Here is a 15,585-nt window from a genome sequence, read left to right as displayed (position 1 = left end):
GAATGTGAACGAAACGTGTAACTGGCACCGACCGGAGAGAACAGCATGAAAAACGCAGAATTGAACCAACGCCGTCAGGACGCCACCCCGCGCGGAGTGGGCGTGATGTGTGGTTTTTACGCCGAGCGCGCAGAGAACGCCACGCTGTGGGATGTGGAAGGCAAAGAAGTGATCGACTTCGCCTCGGGGATCGCCGTGCTGAACACCGGCCACCGGCACCCGAAGGTGATCGCCGCGATTGAAAAGCAGCTGCAGGCCTTCACCCACACCGCCTATCAGATCGTTCCTTACGAAAGCTATGTCTCGCTGGCGGAGCGCATCAACCAGCGCGCGCCGATCGCCGGTCCGTGTAAAACCGCCTTCTTCACCACCGGCGCGGAAGCGGTGGAAAACGCGGTGAAGATCGCCCGCGCTTATACCGGCCGCCCGGGGTTGATCACCTTCGGCGGCGGCTTCCACGGCCGCACCTACATGACCATGGCGCTGACCGGCAAAGTGGCGCCTTACAAACTGGGCTTTGGCCCATTCCCCGGCTCGGTGTTCCACGGCCAGTACCCGAACGCGCTGTACGGCGTGACCACCGAAGACGCGATGAACAGCCTGGACCGCCTGTTTAAAGCGGATATCGATCCCAAGCAGGTGGCGGCGATCGTGCTGGAGCCGGTGCAGGGCGAGGGCGGCTTCAACGTGGCGCCGGCCGATTTCATGCAGGCGCTGCGCGCGCTGTGCGACCAGCACGGCATTCTGCTGATCGCTGACGAAGTGCAGACCGGCTTCGCCCGTACCGGCAAGCTGTTCGCCATGGAGCACTACAGCGTTAAGCCCGATTTGATCACTATGGCGAAAAGCCTGGCGGGCGGCATGCCGCTGTCGGCGGTGGCGGGCCGCGCCGAGGTGATGGATGCGCCGGCGCCGGGCGGGCTGGGCGGCACCTATGCCGGTAACCCGCTGGCGGTGGCCGCCGCGCACGCGGTGCTGGACGTGATTGAAGAGGAGCAACTGTGCCAGCGCGCTCAGCGCTTGGGTCAGCACCTGGTGGAAGTGCTCCAGCAGGCGCGCAAAACCAGCCCGGCGATCGCCGATGTGCGCGCGCAGGGGTCGATGGTGGCGGTGGAGTTCAACGATCCGGCTACCGGTAAACCTTCAGCCGATATCACCCGTCAGGTGCAGCAGAAGGCGATGGAGGAAGGGCTGCTGCTGCTGAGCTGCGGCGTGAACGGCAACGTGATCCGCTTCCTCTACCCACTGACTATCCCGGACGATCAGTTCACCAAGGCGATGGGCATCCTGTCCCGCGCGCTGGCCCACTAAGGAGCGAACGGCATGAAATTGAACAATCCCGAGCTGTTGCGCAGCCAGTGTCTGATCAACGGCGAATGGTGCGACGCCCTGAGCGGCAAGCGCGAAGCGGTGATCAACCCGGCCACCGGTGCCGAACTGGCCAGCATTCCGCTGGTCAGCGAAGAGGAAACCCAGCAGGCGATCGCGGCGGCGCAGCGGGCGCAAAACGACTGGAAACAGCTGACCGCCAAGCAGCGTTCCGCGCTGCTGTTGGCCTGGGCTGATAAGGTGCTGGCCGCGCAGGAAGATCTGGCGCAGCTGATGACCGCCGAGCAGGGCAAATCGCTGGCGGAAGCGCGCGGCGAAGTGACCTACGCCGCGTCGTTCATCACCTGGTTCGCCGAAGAGGCCAAGCGGGTGGACGGCGCGGTATTGCAGGCGCCTCAGGCTTCGCAGCGCCTGGTGGTGGTGAAGCAGCCGATCGGCGTGTGCGCGGCCATCACCCCGTGGAACTTCCCGGCGGCGATGATCACCCGCAAGGTGGCGCCGGCGCTGGCAGCCGGTTGCGCCATCATCGTCAAACCGGCCGAGCAAACGCCGTTGACCGCGTTGGCGTTGGCCAAGCTGGCGCAGGACGCCGGCATTCCCGCCGGCGTGTTGCAGGTGGTGACTGGGGAAGCGGCGCAGGTGGGCAAGGTGTTGTGCGACAGCCCGGTGGTGCGCAAGCTGAGCTTTACCGGCTCGACCGAGGTCGGCCGCATCCTGATGGCGCAGTGCGCGCCGAGCATCAAGAAACTGTCGCTGGAGCTGGGCGGCAATGCGCCGGTCATCGTGTTCGACGACGCCAACCTGGACGCGGCGGTGGCGGGCATCATGGCCTCCAAATTCCGCAACAGCGGCCAGACCTGCGTGTGCGCCAACCGCATCTACGTGCAGGATGGCATCTACGAGCGGCTGGCGGAGAAGCTGGTGGCGGCGGTCGAGCAGTTGAAAGTCGGCGACGGCAGCCAGGAAGGTACCACTCAGGGGCCGCTGATCGACAGCGATGCGGTGGCGAAGGTGCAGAGCCACATCGACGACGCGCTGATCAAAGGGGCGCAGATCGCCACCGGCGGTCAGCCGCACGCGCTGGGCGGCACCTTCTTCCAGCCGACGGTGGTGACCGGCGTGACGCAGAAGATGCGCTTCGCCAAAGAAGAGACCTTCGGGCCGGTGGCGCCGCTGTTCCGTTTCCATGACGAGGCGGAAGCCATCGCCATGGCCAACGACACCGAATTCGGTCTGGCCGCCTATCTGTTCACGCAGAACGCTGCGCGCCAGTGGCGAGTGCCGGAAGCGCTGGAGTACGGCATGGTCGGCATCAACACCGGGCTGATTTCCAACGAAGTGGCGCCGTTCGGCGGCGTGAAACAGTCAGGGCTCGGGCGTGAAGGATCGCGCTACGGGATAGAAGAATATCTGGAGCTGAAATACCTGTGTATCGATGTGAGCCGTTGAGCGTCAGGACGTTAACCCATCCCGGCGGCCAGCGTCGCCGGGCGATAAAGGATGATGCATGTCTGATAATATCTCTGTTTCTCCGGCGCTTGCCGCCGGGGTGCGAGCACCTGCACCCGCCAAATCGTTAAGTTTCCTCGAAGGGGTGGCGATGATCGTCGGCACCAACATCGGCGCCGGCGTGCTCTCCATCGCCTATGCCTCCAGCAAGGCGGGTTTCCTGCCGCTGCTGTTCTGGCTGGTGCTGGTGGGGAGCCTGACCACCATCACCATGCTGTACGTTGCTGAATCCACGCTGCGCACCCGCGCGCATCTGCAGCTGAGCGGGCTGGCGAAGCGCTACGTCGGCGGCCTGGGCGCCTGGTTGATGTTCGCTTCGGTGTGCGTCAACAGCGTCGGGGCGCTTACCGCCTACATGACCGGCAGCGGCAAGCTGCTGCAATCGCTGTTCGGCATCTCGCCGGCGCTGGGCAGCCTGCTGTTCTTCGTACCCGCCGCCGGCGTGCTCTATCTCGGTTTGAAAGCGATCGGCCGCGGCGAGAAGTTCATCAGCATCGGCATGGTGGTGATGTTGACCGCGCTGGTGGCAGCGACGCTGCTGAAAGACACCACCCAGATGCGCAACCTGCTGGACGGCGACTGGCGCTATATGGTGCCGGTATTCAACGTGGTGGTGTTCTGCTTCTCGGCGCAGTACATCGTGCCGGAGATGGCGCGCGGCTTTGCCGATAAGCCGGAGCAGCTGCCGAAGGCGATCATCGTCGGCATGGTGGTGACGTTCATTTTGCTGGCGGCGGTGCCGATGTCGGTGATCGCGCTCAGCGGGCTGGATGACATCTCCGATGTGGCCACCATTTCCTGGGGCCAGGCGCTGGGGCAGTGGGCGTTCTTCTCCGCCAACATCTTCGCGCTGTGCGCGATGCTGACCTCGTACTGGGGGTTGGGCGGCAGCTTCCTGACCAATATCTTCGACAAGTTCCGGCTGGGCAACGACGAGCTGCCGCTGCGCCGCTTCGGCGTGCTGCTGCTGGTGGTGGTGCCGCCGTTCGCGCTGGCCTACAGCGGGCTGGTGTCGTTCGTCAACGCGCTCTACTTCGCCGGGGTGTTCAGCGGGGTGATCCTGTCGATCATGCCGATGCTGATCCTGCGCGGCGCGCGCAAACACGGCGACCAAACACCACGCTGGCAGTGCAACTGGATCACGCATCCGCTGCTGCAGATCAGCATTGTGTTGCTGTACCTGGCCAGCGCGGTGTACGCCATCGCTTCATTGTTAGGCTATCTGCCCTCTGGATGGTGATTTGCCTTCCCTCAAGCAGTGATGTTGTTTCTCGGCATTGAGAACGGCGGCGTCGTGGCCGCCGATTTTTTTCCTCAGGCGCGCCGTTTTTCCGACAACGCCAGCCAGGCCTGCACCGACGGGCGCTGCCACTGCTTGTGCGCATAGTGGCGCACGCGCTCCGGCACCGGATCGCCGTGCATTACCAGCCGGTTGAGCATCAGCGCCAGATCGGTGTCGGCGATGCACCACTCCCTGAACAGATTGTCCTGCCCGTGGCTCAACAGCTTTTCCACGGCGGCGATCAGCTTGCGCGCGGCTTCCTGCGCGGCTTCGGACAGCGGCGGGAACTTGCCGTTGTTGAACACCACTTCGGTCGAGCGCTCGGCGCGGATCGGCAGCAGATCGCTGCGCAACCAGGCCTGGATCTCGCGCGCCTTGGCGCGCAGCTTCACGTCGCGCGGGTACACGGCGTGGGCCGGGTGGATGTCTTCCAGGTATTCGGCGATCGCCGAAGACTCCGAGAGCTGAAATTCGCCGATCGCCAGCGTCGGCACCCGGCGGGTGAGCGACAGCGCCGCGTAGGCTGCCTCTTTGTTCTCTTCTTTCGCCAGATCCACCGGCTTCACGGTGAACGGAATGCCTTTTTCCGTCAGCACGACAAAGGCGGACATGGCGTACGGGCTGAAAAATTCACTGTCGGTATAAAGCTCGGTGATCGGTTGAGACATCGGCGGTTCCTCGGGGTTAAGGGGGGAACATTCATCATTGTCGAGGGGAGGCTAAAAATCAATCTGTTAGCCTAAAAGTTCTTGGGCGGCGCGGTTTACGGCGCCGTGAGCTCCTTCAGGATGATGTGATATATTTGTTGCCAACACGTGAATTGAGCCGTATTGGGTAACATGAAGACGCAGTGGATAGAACGAGTGAAAGTGGGATGCGCGCGCCTGTGGCCGCACCCGCTGGCGGTGGGCAAACGAGAGATGCTGATTTCCAGCGTTGGCGCCGGTTTGGGGCTGATGCTCGCCGGCTGGATCAGCCACTTTATTTTGGGCGAGGTGAACCTGTGGTTTATCGCGCCGATGGGCGCTTCGGCGGTGCTGCTGTTCGGCGTGCCGAACAGCCCGCTGGCGCAGCCTTGGTCGATCGTCGGCGGCAATGCGCTGGCGGCGACGGTGGGCGTTAGCGCCGGTCTGCTGATCCCCGATCCGGGCCTGGCCTGCGGCGTTGCGGCGGCGGTGGCCATCGGCCTGATGTTCAAGCTGCGCTGCCTGCACCCACCCGGCGGCGCGGTGGCGCTGACCGCCATCCTCGGCGGCCCCGGCATTCATCAGATGGGCTACCACTTCGTGTTGTACCCGGTGCTGCTGAACTCGGTGCTGCTGGCGGCGCTGGCCATTCTGTTCAATAACCTGGCCGGGCGGCGCTACCCGCACGCGCTGGCGCCGGCGGAGGCCAAGCCGGCCAATCTGCCGATCGATGCCGTTTCCATCACCCGCGCCGATCTGCACGAGGCGTTGATGGAGGGGGATCTGTTCGATATCGATGAGGACGATCTGCAGGAGATCCTGCTGCGCGCCGAGCAGCTGGCGCATCAGCGGCAAAGCAAGATTGCCTGATCAGCCCAGCGTTTTGCGGTAAAACACCACCCGTTCCGTTTCGGCAAAGCCCAGCGCCGCATGCAGGCGCTGGGAGTCCAGATTGGCGATGTCGGTATCCGACGCCAGCTCGCTGCACCCCTGTTGCTTCGCCCACTCCTGCACCTGCGCGATCAAACGCGCCGCCCAGCCCTGGCGGCGGGCGCGTTCGACGGTGTAAATCCCTTCCAAAAACGCCACCGGCGACGATTCGCAGCCGTTGACGTAATCGTGGCGCAGCGCGACCTCGGCAAAGCCAACGAAAGCGCCGTCCAGCCCCCGCGCCATAAACGCGGTGTGGTGCGGCGAAGCCAATATTTCGCGCATCTCCGCGCGGTGCTCTTCCAACGGACAAGTGGGCCACAGCGCTGAGCGCAGCGCCAGCCAGGCGTCGAGGTTGTCGTGGTCGCAGTTGACGATCATGCGGGGGCCTTATGAGTCGGAATAAATCAGGAATGCCGAGAGGGAAGTGTGGCACGGCGGCGGGAAACAAAAAAGCAACTGATTACACTAGCGGGGATTTGATTAAAGTTCCTGCTTCAGGTTCAAGAAGGTGTCGATAACCTCGTCAGCTTGGGTAAGATACGCATAAGTTGGTTATCCGTACCAGAGCTATTCAGGATAAGAGCGAGGATGAATGTGTTTCACCATCCTTCCCAAAGTGCCGGCATATCCAGATGGAGCCAAAAAACTTACCAAACTATGGCTGAGGGCATTGCAGACGATACGGTTGTAGAATGTACAGGTGCTATATGGAAGAAGAGCGAAAGTACGTCCGTATGGTTCTGCGGGATCGGCCATTTCCAGCGACCTGTTGCTAGGAATAGACGCAGACATCATGAGAGTGATGATAGGAAAGCTTGTGAAATTTCTTAGTATTCCTTCATATGTAATACCCACTCTGACAAAAAAGCACTGTACAAATAACCAGAAAATATAAATAATATGTACACTGCTCAAATGGTGAAAGTTAATGAAAGAAATTGAGATAAAGAAGGTGCTTATAGAGCATTTAATTAATTGTGATAATAATATTATTAGTTCTGAGTTTCGTTTTGATTTTGGAACTCGTAGAGCTGATATAATCTGCATGCTTGATGACATGCTTATTGCCTATGAAATAAAAGGGGCTGGGGATAACACTGAACGTTTAGCCACTCAAATTGATAGTTACAGAAAGTATTTTGATTTTTGCTTCATAGTTTGTGAGCGTTCTAATGTGGATAGCATTAGAAAAAAAACACCTCGTAGTGTCGGAATTATTGTCATCGAAAATGAAGTTGTGACTCAAGTAAGGAAGTCTAATAAAATTAAAAAACATGATAAGATAACTTTGGCGAGCACGATAGATATAAACTATCTTCGACGACTTGTAGTTGATAAACGAGTAAAGTCGAAACATGAGCTTTGCGAGGCTCTTGCTTTACAGAAGAGTCTTGATGATATAAGAAAAATATCGAGGGAAGATGTGTTTAAAAAAATAGTTATCCCTTATAAATTATTCTTGGCGGAAATGGGAAAAATAATACATTCAGATGACATCCTTACTCTCACAAGAATGCCATCGCTAGAATTAGTCTAATAACCTAAGTCTTAGTCTTGTTCGAGATGTCATGTAATAATTCATTCTTACAGCTATCCAAAATGAAGGGCTGATCCCAGATGGCTCACCATTAGCTGCGCTAGCAATTTCTTCATCTGCCCAAGTTCCCAATGGACTATATCTTTCATCTGCAATCATTTTTTGAGCGCACAAAATATAACTTCCTGCATTTCTTCGATATCTTTTATATATAAAATCTTTAACTTGGCAAATATCTATGCGAGGGACAAAGGTCCCCCCTTTTATTTCAACTTGCTGAATGTTTATAGAGGCATAATCGCCATATTTAATGTCGAACTCTGAAGAAATATGCTCAAATATTTCTTCTTCATAGATAAGGAAGTCTCCATGATCATCTTTCCCTTCTGCAGCAGGGCTTAATGGGAATGATGTACATACAGTTACTATATCTTCAATTTTATTTCCAAACTCTTCAAGTTCTGAGCAGGCGAAGATAAATCCTTCAGCTATTGCTTCCGATTTACCTTTTATAATCTGCTCACCGTCCAAAATTACATACAATTTACAGTTTTCTGAAAGATTGTCATAAATTGGTTTTATGAATTTCTTATAGTTATCAAGGTGATACGGTAATCTTACTGCAAGGTTTTCTTTAGATTCTGACATGGTTTTAACAAAACCAGAAACTTCAGTAAAGTCATCTTCATCATATAAGTGAATCATTGGTATAATGTTCAAATCACTATATAAATTTATGAAGTATTGCCATTCATAAAATGAATTACTTTCATCTACAAGTTGTTCAAGTTGATAGTTTACGTATTTTTCATTAGATGTGACATCTAAAATAAATGGCCTTTCTCCTTGGATTTCTCTAATAGATGCCATTTTCCTATGGATATCACCATCGGGAGCAATATTTGTTCTTCTTGACTTGGTTAATTCATATATAGGTAAAATGTTATCGAAGTCATCTGAGTTTAGCTTGGAAACAGCTTTTAATTCAGCGTCGCGAGTTTTAAGTAAAGGGAAATAGCAATAATTACTCATAAATTATGTCCTTCATATCCAAGTTGTTTTGCCCTGATACGAATTGCCATAGATGAAACCTGGAAGTGCTTAGCTAAATCTTCTACTTGCTTGGAAATGTTTTTAATATACGCCTCGAAAGGCGCTTTTGGCATTAATAACTCTGCCGCAAATTTATTAGCCTCATGCTCCATCGGGTTGCTTTCTTCATTTCTGAAAAAAGTAGTATCAACAAAGTTTTCTTTCAGAATAGTATGTTTTATGTAATGCCCTAATTCGTGGGCAATTGTAAAGCGTTGCCGATGAGGGTGGTGTAATGAATTTATTGTCATAATCCATTTTCCATTTTTATCTTTCCTGAGGCTACCTGACTCTTCTCCTGTCATAGGTTCCATCCTCATCGATATTCCAAGTTTCTGAGTTAAACTAGTTACATCTAAGGGTTCGACAGTTATGCCATTGCTACTGGCGAATGATAAAAGCTCCTCAGGAGTATTCGCATTGATTTTTTCATCATTAGTATTTTTATTGTTAACACTTTTACGTTTAATAAAAGCCATTTTAATGTCCTTGTTTTAAGGTTAATGATGAGCCATCACTCTCAGATACATCTCTCTGAGAGAGCGCCTGTGCTAAAATTGAGATATGTCTTTTCATTTCAGCGCATTCGCCTTCTAGCATTTTAACTAATTCTTCTCTTTTTCTTACTTCTTCCATGTCAGAAATTAAGTTGCTTACAATTTCTATTTGTGACGTTAAGTCAAGTTGCAAGGCACCAATTTTTTGATTTACGGTTAACTCAACTTTAGTATTGGTTATATCTTTTACTTCACGATCAAATGATTTGCTTTCTATGTAGTTTTTTACCTCTAGAATAGCTTCTTCCCTAGCTTTTGCATTAGATGACTGTTTAACCATAAAAAAAGCAAACCCTCCAAGAATAGCATTTAATGCTATCAGCACAGTAATTATCGTCTGATAAAAAGTACCTTGAAAGGACCATAAATCATCAAGGCTCAATAAAGTACCGTTTGAGACTAGCTCACCAATGTTATGTAATGTAAGAGCATCCATCTGTGCATGTGGATGTTGCAAAAAGTACTGACTCTGTATACCTAGGTATGATGAAAAACCGGCTGTCAGAGACAATTGAAAAAGCAGTATCCAGACTACAATAGTAGCTATTGACGAAAATATAATAGAGAGAACAGTAATCTTTGGACTGTGATAGCAGATTTTTGTACTCTTTGGCGAACTATCTTGGGTAAAGTTTGACTCTGACATTAAGTGATATCTCTATGTTTGCCATAAAAATCGTAAAGGTAGTTAGGCAATTAGTAAGTCACCACGCTAAGATGGACGCTATGCCAACAATGGTACGAGAGTGTTCGTTTTAACATTTTTTACGAATGATGAAAATACACATCATGAATAGATCTACTCCTAATGCGATATGCGTCATCCGCTACGTAATCTGATATGTATTGGTGCAATTGCTGAGTGAAGTTGGCAACTAATCCCCCTCACTTCAATGTCTACAGCCATTTTACGGGCCTCATGCTGAAAGTTAAATGATGATATTGATGTGTCATCATTTGCCATCATTACACCTGAAAAACAAAAAAGCCACCCTGAGAGGTGGCTTAATTATATGATTTTAAAGCAAAAAATTGGTGGCCCCTGTTGGGTTTGAACCAACGACCAAGCGATTATGAGTCGCCTGCTCTAACCACTGAGCTAAGGGGCCAAGCCGCGAGATTATAGGGAATCCTTAAGCATCGGTCTACTGTTACCCGCCCGTATGTTGCTTTTCTGCGCAGTTCTAGCCTGTTGTAATTGCTGGCGGATTTTGCGATAACCGCAGTAAATCCCTGCAATGGACTCACGACACTCATGGAACTTCTGGCGCCCAACCTGCGGGTGGTGTTTTGCGGCATCAACCCCGGCCTTTCTTCCGCCCATCAGGGCTATCCTTTCGCCAACGGCAGCAACCGCTTCTGGAAGGTGATCCATCAGGCCGGCTTTACCAAGAGCCAGCTGGCGCCGGAGCAGTGGCAGCAGCTGAAGGATAATGGCTGCGGCATTACCGCGCTGGTGGCGCGCCCGACGGTGGCGGCCAGCGAGCTGTCGCGCGACGAGTTGCGCAGCGGCGGTGAGGCGCTGCAAGAGAAGATCCTGCGCTATCAGCCGCGCGCGCTGGCGATCTTGGGCAAGCAGGCGTTCACCACCGCCTTTGGGGTGAGAAACGCGCCCTGGGGTAAGCAGACGATGATGCTGGGAGAAACCGAGGTGTGGGTATTGCCCAACCCCAGCGGATTGAATCGCGCCACGCTGGAGCAGCTGACCGCCAGCTATCGCGAGCTGTTCCTGGCGCTGCAATGACATAAGGAAATTGCGATGACATCGATGATGAAAGGTTGTTTGATGGCGCTGTTATTGGTGACCGGCGCTGCACAGGCGGGGCATTCGCCGCAGGAAGCGCGCAACAAGCAGAACGTGCTGGAGTTTTATCGGCAGGGGCTGAACAACAAGGATTTTGCGGCGGCGCGGCCGTTTTTGGGCGAACAATACAAACAGCATAACCCCAATGCCAAAGACGGCGTGGCGGGTTTTCGTCAATTTGTCGAGCTGCTGAAAACGCGTTACCCCAATTCGCACAGTGAGGTGAAACAGGCGTTCGTCGACGGCGACTTCGTGATTTTGCATGTGGAGGTCAGCGGGCGCGAGGCCGGCAAGACCGCGGCGATCGTCGATATCTTCCGTCTGGACAGCGCCGGAAAGATTGTTGAACACTGGGACGTGACGCAGCCGGTGCCGGAGAAGACCGCCAGCGGCAACAGCATGTTCTGAGGCATAAAAAAACCCCGGCAGGCCGGGGTTTTTGTTTTGGGTGCGGCAGCCGGACTTAATCGTCCAGGAAGCTGCGCAGCACTTCGGAGCGGCTTGGGTGACGCAGCTTGCGCAGCGCCTTGGCTTCGATCTGACGAATACGCTCACGGGTAACGTCAAACTGCTTGCCAACCTCTTCCAGCGTGTGGTCGGTGTTCATGTCGATGCCGAAACGCATGCGCAGCACTTTCGCTTCGCGCGCGGTCAGGCCGGCCAGCACGTCGTGGGTGGCGGAACGCAGGCTTTCCGAGGTCGCGGAGTCCAGCGGCAGCTCGAGGGTGGTATCCTCGATGAAGTCGCCCAGATGCGAATCTTCGTCGTCGCCGATCGGCGTTTCCATCGAGATTGGCTCTTTGGCGATCTTCAGCACTTTGCGGATCTTGTCTTCCGGCATCAGCATGCGCTCGGCCAGCTCTTCCGGCGTCGGCTCGCGGCCCATCTCTTGCAGCATCTGGCGCGAAATACGGTTGAGCTTGTTGATGGTCTCAATCATATGCACCGGAATACGGATGGTGCGCGCCTGGTCGGCGATGGAGCGGGTGATAGCCTGACGGATCCACCAGGTGGCGTACGTCGAGAACTTGTAGCCGCGGCGGTATTCGAACTTGTCTACCGCTTTCATCAGGCCGATGTTGCCTTCCTGGATCAGATCCAGGAACTGCAGGCCGCGGTTGGTGTATTTCTTGGCGATAGAAATAACCAGACGCAGGTTGGCCTCAACCATCTCTTTCTTAGCGCGGCGAGCTTTCGCTTCACCGATCGACATGCGACGGTTGATGTCTTTGACCTGCTCGATGGTCAGGCCGGTTTCTTCTTCGATCTGACGCAGTTTCTGCAGGCTGCGCTGCACGTCTTCAGCAACGTCTTTCAGCTTTTCCGACCATGGCTTGGCCATCGCCAGCGCCGCTTCGAACCAGGAATCGCTGGTTTCGTTGCCGGCGAACAGGGTGACGAAGTTTTTCTTCGGCATTTTGCACTGTTCAACGCACAGCTTCATAATGATGCGTTCCTGGGTGCGAACGCGGTCCATCATGGTGCGCATGCTGTTGACCAGGAAGTCGAACTGTTTCGGCACCAGGCGGAACTGCTTGAACACTTCAGACAGCTTCAGGATCTCGTCCGCGGCGCTGGCGTGGCTGCGGCCGTTTTTCTTGATCACCAGGCGGGTCGCTTCATACTGATCGCGCAACTCGGCGAACTTCTGACGCGCCAGCTCAGGATCGATGCTGTTGTCGTCTTCGGTGTCGTCGTCTTCGTCGTCTTCATCTTCTTCGTCGTCGTCTTGCTCTTCGCTCGACAGTTCAGAACCGATGTGAGTGGCGGTTGGGGCGATGTCCTCTTCCGCGTTAGGATCGACGAAGCCGGTGATCAGATCGGACAGGCGCGCTTCACCCGCTTCGACGCGATCGTACTGCTCAAGCAGGTAGGTGATGGCTTCCGGGTATTCGGCAACCGAGCACTGTACCTGGTTGATGCCGTCTTCGATGCGCTTGGCGATGTCGATTTCGCCTTCGCGCGTCAGCAGTTCGACGGTACCCATTTCGCGCATGTACATGCGCACCGGGTCGGTGGTGCGGCCGATTTCGGATTCCACGCTGGACAGAACCTGTGCGGCGGCTTCTTCCGCATCTTCGTCCGTGCTGTTCGAGTTTTCGGCGAGCAGCAGGTCATCGGCGTCCGGTGCTTCTTCCATCACCTGGATGCCCATGTCGTTAATCATCTGGATGATGTCTTCGATCTGATCGGAGTCGACGATATCTTCCGGCAGATGGTCATTGACCTCAGCATAGGTCAGATAGCCTTGCTCCTTACCACGGGTGACAAGTAGCTTCAGCTGTGACTGCGGGTTTTGCTCCATAAGACGGTATCCACACTTCAGAGTATTTAGGTTGGTGTCGGTCGGCGAAACCGCCAACAATAGCATTTGGGGCGTTTTCGTTATCGCCGCGGCCCACTATGGCGGCACTGTGCAGGGCTCTGCCCTCGCAATTATCGGCACTTAAGCCGTTTGGTATTCAGTTTTTCTTCGCTAAAACCTGGTTGAGAGAACGGACTTCTTCACGTTCCTCCGCGCTCAGACCGCGCGTTCTGGCCTGGGCGATCAGCGTTTCCAGCCGTTGCTCGAGCACCGAGTCGTACAGGCTGGCCAACGTATCCAAAAAGGTCTGCTCGACCATGTCCTCAACGATCATATGGTTCCAGGTCGCCAAGGTTTCAAGCTGCTGGCTGAATTTGTTGTCGCGATACAGCTCCAGCAATTGCCCGGTCGTCAGGCCCGGCTGCGCCAAACAGGTCTGCACCAGTTCGACGAACAGCGGCAATCCCGCCTGTTTGGTCTGCTCCAACCCTTCCAGCGAAGGGATAAGTGTAGCCAACTGCGGATTTTGCACCAGTAACCCTATCAGTATACGCATGGTTGTGCGTTTTAGCTGGGGCGCCTGATAAGGATTCGCATTTTCAGCCTGCTTGGGCATCAGCTTGTCGAGCTGGCTGTCGTCCAGCAGCCCCAGCTTGTTGCCGAGCTCCTGGCGCAGGTACAAGCGCAACGTTTCGCCCGGCACCTGAGTAATCAGCGGCAGCGCCAGCGTGCTCAGCTTGGCGCGCCCGTCCGGGCTGCTCAGATCCACCTGCGGCAGCAGGCTTTCGAACAGGAACGTGGACAGCGGCTGCGCCTGCTCCATTCGCTGTTCGAAGGCTTCTTTGCCTTCCTTGCGCACCAGCGTGTCCGGATCTTCGCCGTCGGGCAAAAACATGAACCGCAGCTGGCGCCCGTCATTCAGGTACGGCAGCGCGGTTTCCAGCGCCCGCCAGGCCGCTTCGCGGCCGGCGCGGTCGCCGTCGTAACAGCAGACGACGTTGTCGGTGGCGCGGAACAACAGCTGAATGTGTTCCGCCGTCGTCGAGGTGCCGAGCGAGGCGACGGCATAGTCGATGCCGAATTGCGCCAACGCCACCACGTCCATATACCCTTCCACTACCAGCAGCCGCTGCAGGGTAGGGTGGTTCTGCTGTGCTTCATACAGGCCGTACAGCTGGCGGCCCTTATGGAAAACTTCGGTTTCCGGCGAGTTCAGGTACTTCGGCATACCGTCGCCCAGCACGCGGCCGCCGAAGGCGATCACGCGCCCGCGCTTGTCGCGGATGGGGAACATCACCCGTTCGCGGAAACGGTCGTACGAACGCCCCTGATCGTTAGTCACCAGCATGCCGGCATCGTTCAATGCGCGGCGCGAGTCGGCGTCGCGGCCGAAACGCTTCAGGGCGTTGTCCCATCCCGCCGGCGCGAAGCCGATGGCGAAATGGCGAATAACGTCGTCACTTAACCCGCGCTGCTGCAAATAGTTGCGCGCCGGCGCCCCGGAGGACTGCTGCAATGACTGTTGATAGAACGCGCTGAGCTGTTCCATCAGTTGGTACAGGCTCTGGCGCTGATGGCGTTCGATCTGGGTTGGCCCGGTGCCCGCTTCGTAAGGCACTTCCAGCCCGTGCATGGTCGCCAGTTCTTCGATGGTTTCGACAAACTCGAGTCGGTCGTAATTCATCAAAAAGTCGACGGCGTTGCCGTGCGCACCACACCCAAAACAGTGATAAAACTGCTTTTCGCCATTAACGGTAAAGGAAGGCGTCTTTTCGTGGTGGAACGGACAGCACGCGTGATAGTTCTTGCCTTGCTTCTTGAGCTTCACGCGGGCGTCGATCAAATCGACGATGTCGGTGCGAGCCAGCAAGTCATTGATAAATACGCGCGGAATTCGTCCAGCCATAAGCCCTTACTTCATTAGCCTATAAACGAGAACAAGCCGCGCATTCCTTTCGGAAAGCACGGCCTTCGTATGCAACTACTCGGTCTGCGCGATTTTGAAAATCAGAAATTCACGCGGTGGGGTTGCCCCCGAAGAATTAATACAGACGAGTGCGGCGTGCGTTTTCGCGAGCCAGTTTCTTCGCGTGACGTTTCACAGCAGAAGCTTTAGCGCGTTTACGTTCGGTAGTTGGTTTTTCATAAAACTCACGACGACGAACTTCAGCTAAAACACCTGCTTTTTCGCAAGAGCGTTTGAAACGACGCAGAGCAACGTCAAATGGCTCGTTTTCACGTACTTTAATTACCGGCATGTGCCTCTCACCTCAATAAAATTCGGTTTGTTGCTGGCCAAGCGCCAGCCTTTTCAAAATGGTGCGGAATTTTACTCCAATGGATGCTGCTTTGTAAAGCATCACAGCAAATTGAAACCCGCGTCGCTCTGCCGCAACGTGCGCAATTTTGCACCGGGCGCTGATTATAGACTAATCAGAAAAAAATGCTCGTGTTTAATCGCTCAGGCATTTTCTGGATGAATCATCGACATAGGCGCAAGCCGGTGACAAGATGCGCCGCACCGGCGGTAAATGCGGCGGAATGTGGTAGA

At 54.8% G+C, this 15,585-nt stretch carries 15 protein-coding genes and 1 tRNA gene; 7 read left to right on the top strand and 9 right to left on the bottom strand.

Going from position 1 to position 15,585, the window contains the following annotated elements; genetic code table 11:
* Window positions 1-45 precede the first annotated feature (45 nt).
* Genes AC2CGI_RS17270 through AC2CGI_RS17260 form a run of 3 tightly spaced genes read left to right on the top strand, consistent with a single transcriptional unit; the run spans window position 46 to window position 4,078 of the window.
* The gene (locus AC2CGI_RS17270) at window positions 46-1,311 is read left to right on the top strand and encodes a 4-aminobutyrate--2-oxoglutarate transaminase (RefSeq protein ID WP_004937164.1); all 1,266 of its coding nucleotides are present in this window, start codon (window positions 46-48) and stop codon (window positions 1,309-1,311) included.
* Between the two features lie 12 nt (window positions 1,312-1,323).
* Window positions 1,324-2,778 carry an NAD-dependent succinate-semialdehyde dehydrogenase gene (locus AC2CGI_RS17265; RefSeq protein ID WP_021505087.1) on the top strand — a complete coding sequence of 485 codons (1,455 nt, stop codon included), beginning with the start codon at window positions 1,324-1,326 and terminating at the stop codon, window positions 2,776-2,778.
* Between the two features lie 58 nt (window positions 2,779-2,836).
* A complete protein-coding gene (locus tag AC2CGI_RS17260; RefSeq protein ID WP_004937169.1) occupies window positions 2,837-4,078 on the top strand; it encodes an aromatic amino acid transport family protein in 1,242 nt (413 codons plus the stop codon).
* A 74-nt stretch (window positions 4,079-4,152) separates the two neighbouring features.
* Here AC2CGI_RS17260 and yfcF read toward each other — a convergent pair whose 3' ends face one another.
* A complete protein-coding gene (gene yfcF / locus AC2CGI_RS17255; protein WP_004937171.1) occupies window positions 4,153-4,788 on the bottom strand; it encodes a glutathione transferase in 636 nt (211 codons plus the stop codon).
* A 171-nt stretch (window positions 4,789-4,959) separates the two neighbouring features.
* On the opposite strand from yfcF, the gene AC2CGI_RS17250 reads away from it, so the two are divergent.
* Window positions 4,960-5,676, top strand: a complete 717-nt coding sequence (locus tag AC2CGI_RS17250; protein ID WP_015379141.1) for an HPP family protein — start codon at window positions 4,960-4,962, stop codon at window positions 5,674-5,676.
* Here the strand turns inward: AC2CGI_RS17250 and aac(6') are convergent, their stop codons facing one another.
* Complete coding sequence (aac(6'), locus tag AC2CGI_RS17245; protein ID WP_076741008.1) at window positions 5,677-6,117, bottom strand: aminoglycoside 6'-N-acetyltransferase; 441 nt, start codon at window positions 6,115-6,117, stop codon at window positions 5,677-5,679. It lies immediately after the preceding gene.
* Between the two features lie 550 nt (window positions 6,118-6,667).
* On the opposite strand from aac(6'), the gene AC2CGI_RS17240 reads away from it, so the two are divergent.
* Window positions 6,668-7,276, top strand: a complete 609-nt coding sequence (locus tag AC2CGI_RS17240; protein ID WP_076741007.1) for a sce7726 family protein — start codon at window positions 6,668-6,670, stop codon at window positions 7,274-7,276.
* Here the strand turns inward: AC2CGI_RS17240 and AC2CGI_RS17235 are convergent.
* From AC2CGI_RS17235 to AC2CGI_RS17220, 4 genes are all read right to left on the bottom strand, one after another.
* Entirely contained in the window at window positions 7,268-8,308 is a 1,041-nt protein-coding gene (locus AC2CGI_RS17235; RefSeq protein ID WP_076741006.1) for a beta family protein, read from the bottom strand. The two genes, AC2CGI_RS17240 and AC2CGI_RS17235, sit on opposite strands and share 9 nt — an antisense overlap.
* Window positions 8,305-8,847, bottom strand: a complete 543-nt coding sequence (locus AC2CGI_RS17230; protein ID WP_076741005.1) for an ImmA/IrrE family metallo-endopeptidase — start codon at window positions 8,845-8,847, stop codon at window positions 8,305-8,307. Before AC2CGI_RS17230 ends, AC2CGI_RS17235 begins: the two co-directional genes overlap by 4 nt.
* Window position 8,848: 1 nt before the next feature.
* A complete protein-coding gene (locus AC2CGI_RS17225; RefSeq protein ID WP_242517218.1) occupies window positions 8,849-9,382 on the bottom strand; it encodes a transmembrane HD family hydrolase in 534 nt (177 codons plus the stop codon).
* A gap of 576 nt (window positions 9,383-9,958) precedes the next feature.
* Window positions 9,959-10,034 (bottom strand) — tRNA-Ile (locus tag AC2CGI_RS17220).
* A 146-nt stretch (window positions 10,035-10,180) separates the two neighbouring features.
* On the opposite strand from AC2CGI_RS17220, the gene mug reads away from it, so the two are divergent.
* On the top strand, window positions 10,181-10,669 hold the full coding sequence (mug, locus tag AC2CGI_RS17215; RefSeq protein ID WP_076741003.1) for a G/U mismatch-specific DNA glycosylase: 489 nt from the start codon (window positions 10,181-10,183) through the stop codon (window positions 10,667-10,669).
* Window positions 10,670-10,684: 15 nt separating this feature from the next.
* On the top strand, window positions 10,685-11,137 hold the full coding sequence (locus tag AC2CGI_RS17210; protein ID WP_015379099.1) for a nuclear transport factor 2 family protein: 453 nt from the start codon (window positions 10,685-10,687) through the stop codon (window positions 11,135-11,137).
* A gap of 55 nt (window positions 11,138-11,192) precedes the next feature.
* On the opposite strand, the gene rpoD is transcribed toward AC2CGI_RS17210, so the two are convergent.
* From rpoD to rpsU, 3 genes are all read right to left on the bottom strand, one after another.
* Entirely contained in the window at window positions 11,193-13,034 is a 1,842-nt protein-coding gene (gene rpoD, locus AC2CGI_RS17205) for an RNA polymerase sigma factor RpoD (protein WP_004937194.1), read from the bottom strand.
* Window positions 13,035-13,191: 157 nt separating this feature from the next.
* Entirely contained in the window at window positions 13,192-14,940 is a 1,749-nt protein-coding gene (gene dnaG, locus AC2CGI_RS17200; RefSeq protein ID WP_015379098.1) for a DNA primase, read from the bottom strand.
* Window positions 14,941-15,076: 136 nt separating this feature from the next.
* Window positions 15,077-15,292, bottom strand: a complete 216-nt coding sequence (rpsU, locus tag AC2CGI_RS17195) for a 30S ribosomal protein S21 (protein WP_001144069.1) — start codon at window positions 15,290-15,292, stop codon at window positions 15,077-15,079.
* Window positions 15,293-15,585 lie beyond the last annotated feature (293 nt).

It is taken from the genome of Serratia sp. LSHTC3 (assembly GCF_057197125.1).
Note: the sequence above shows the minus strand (reverse complement) of the source record. Positions and strands in the feature narration are given on the sequence as shown.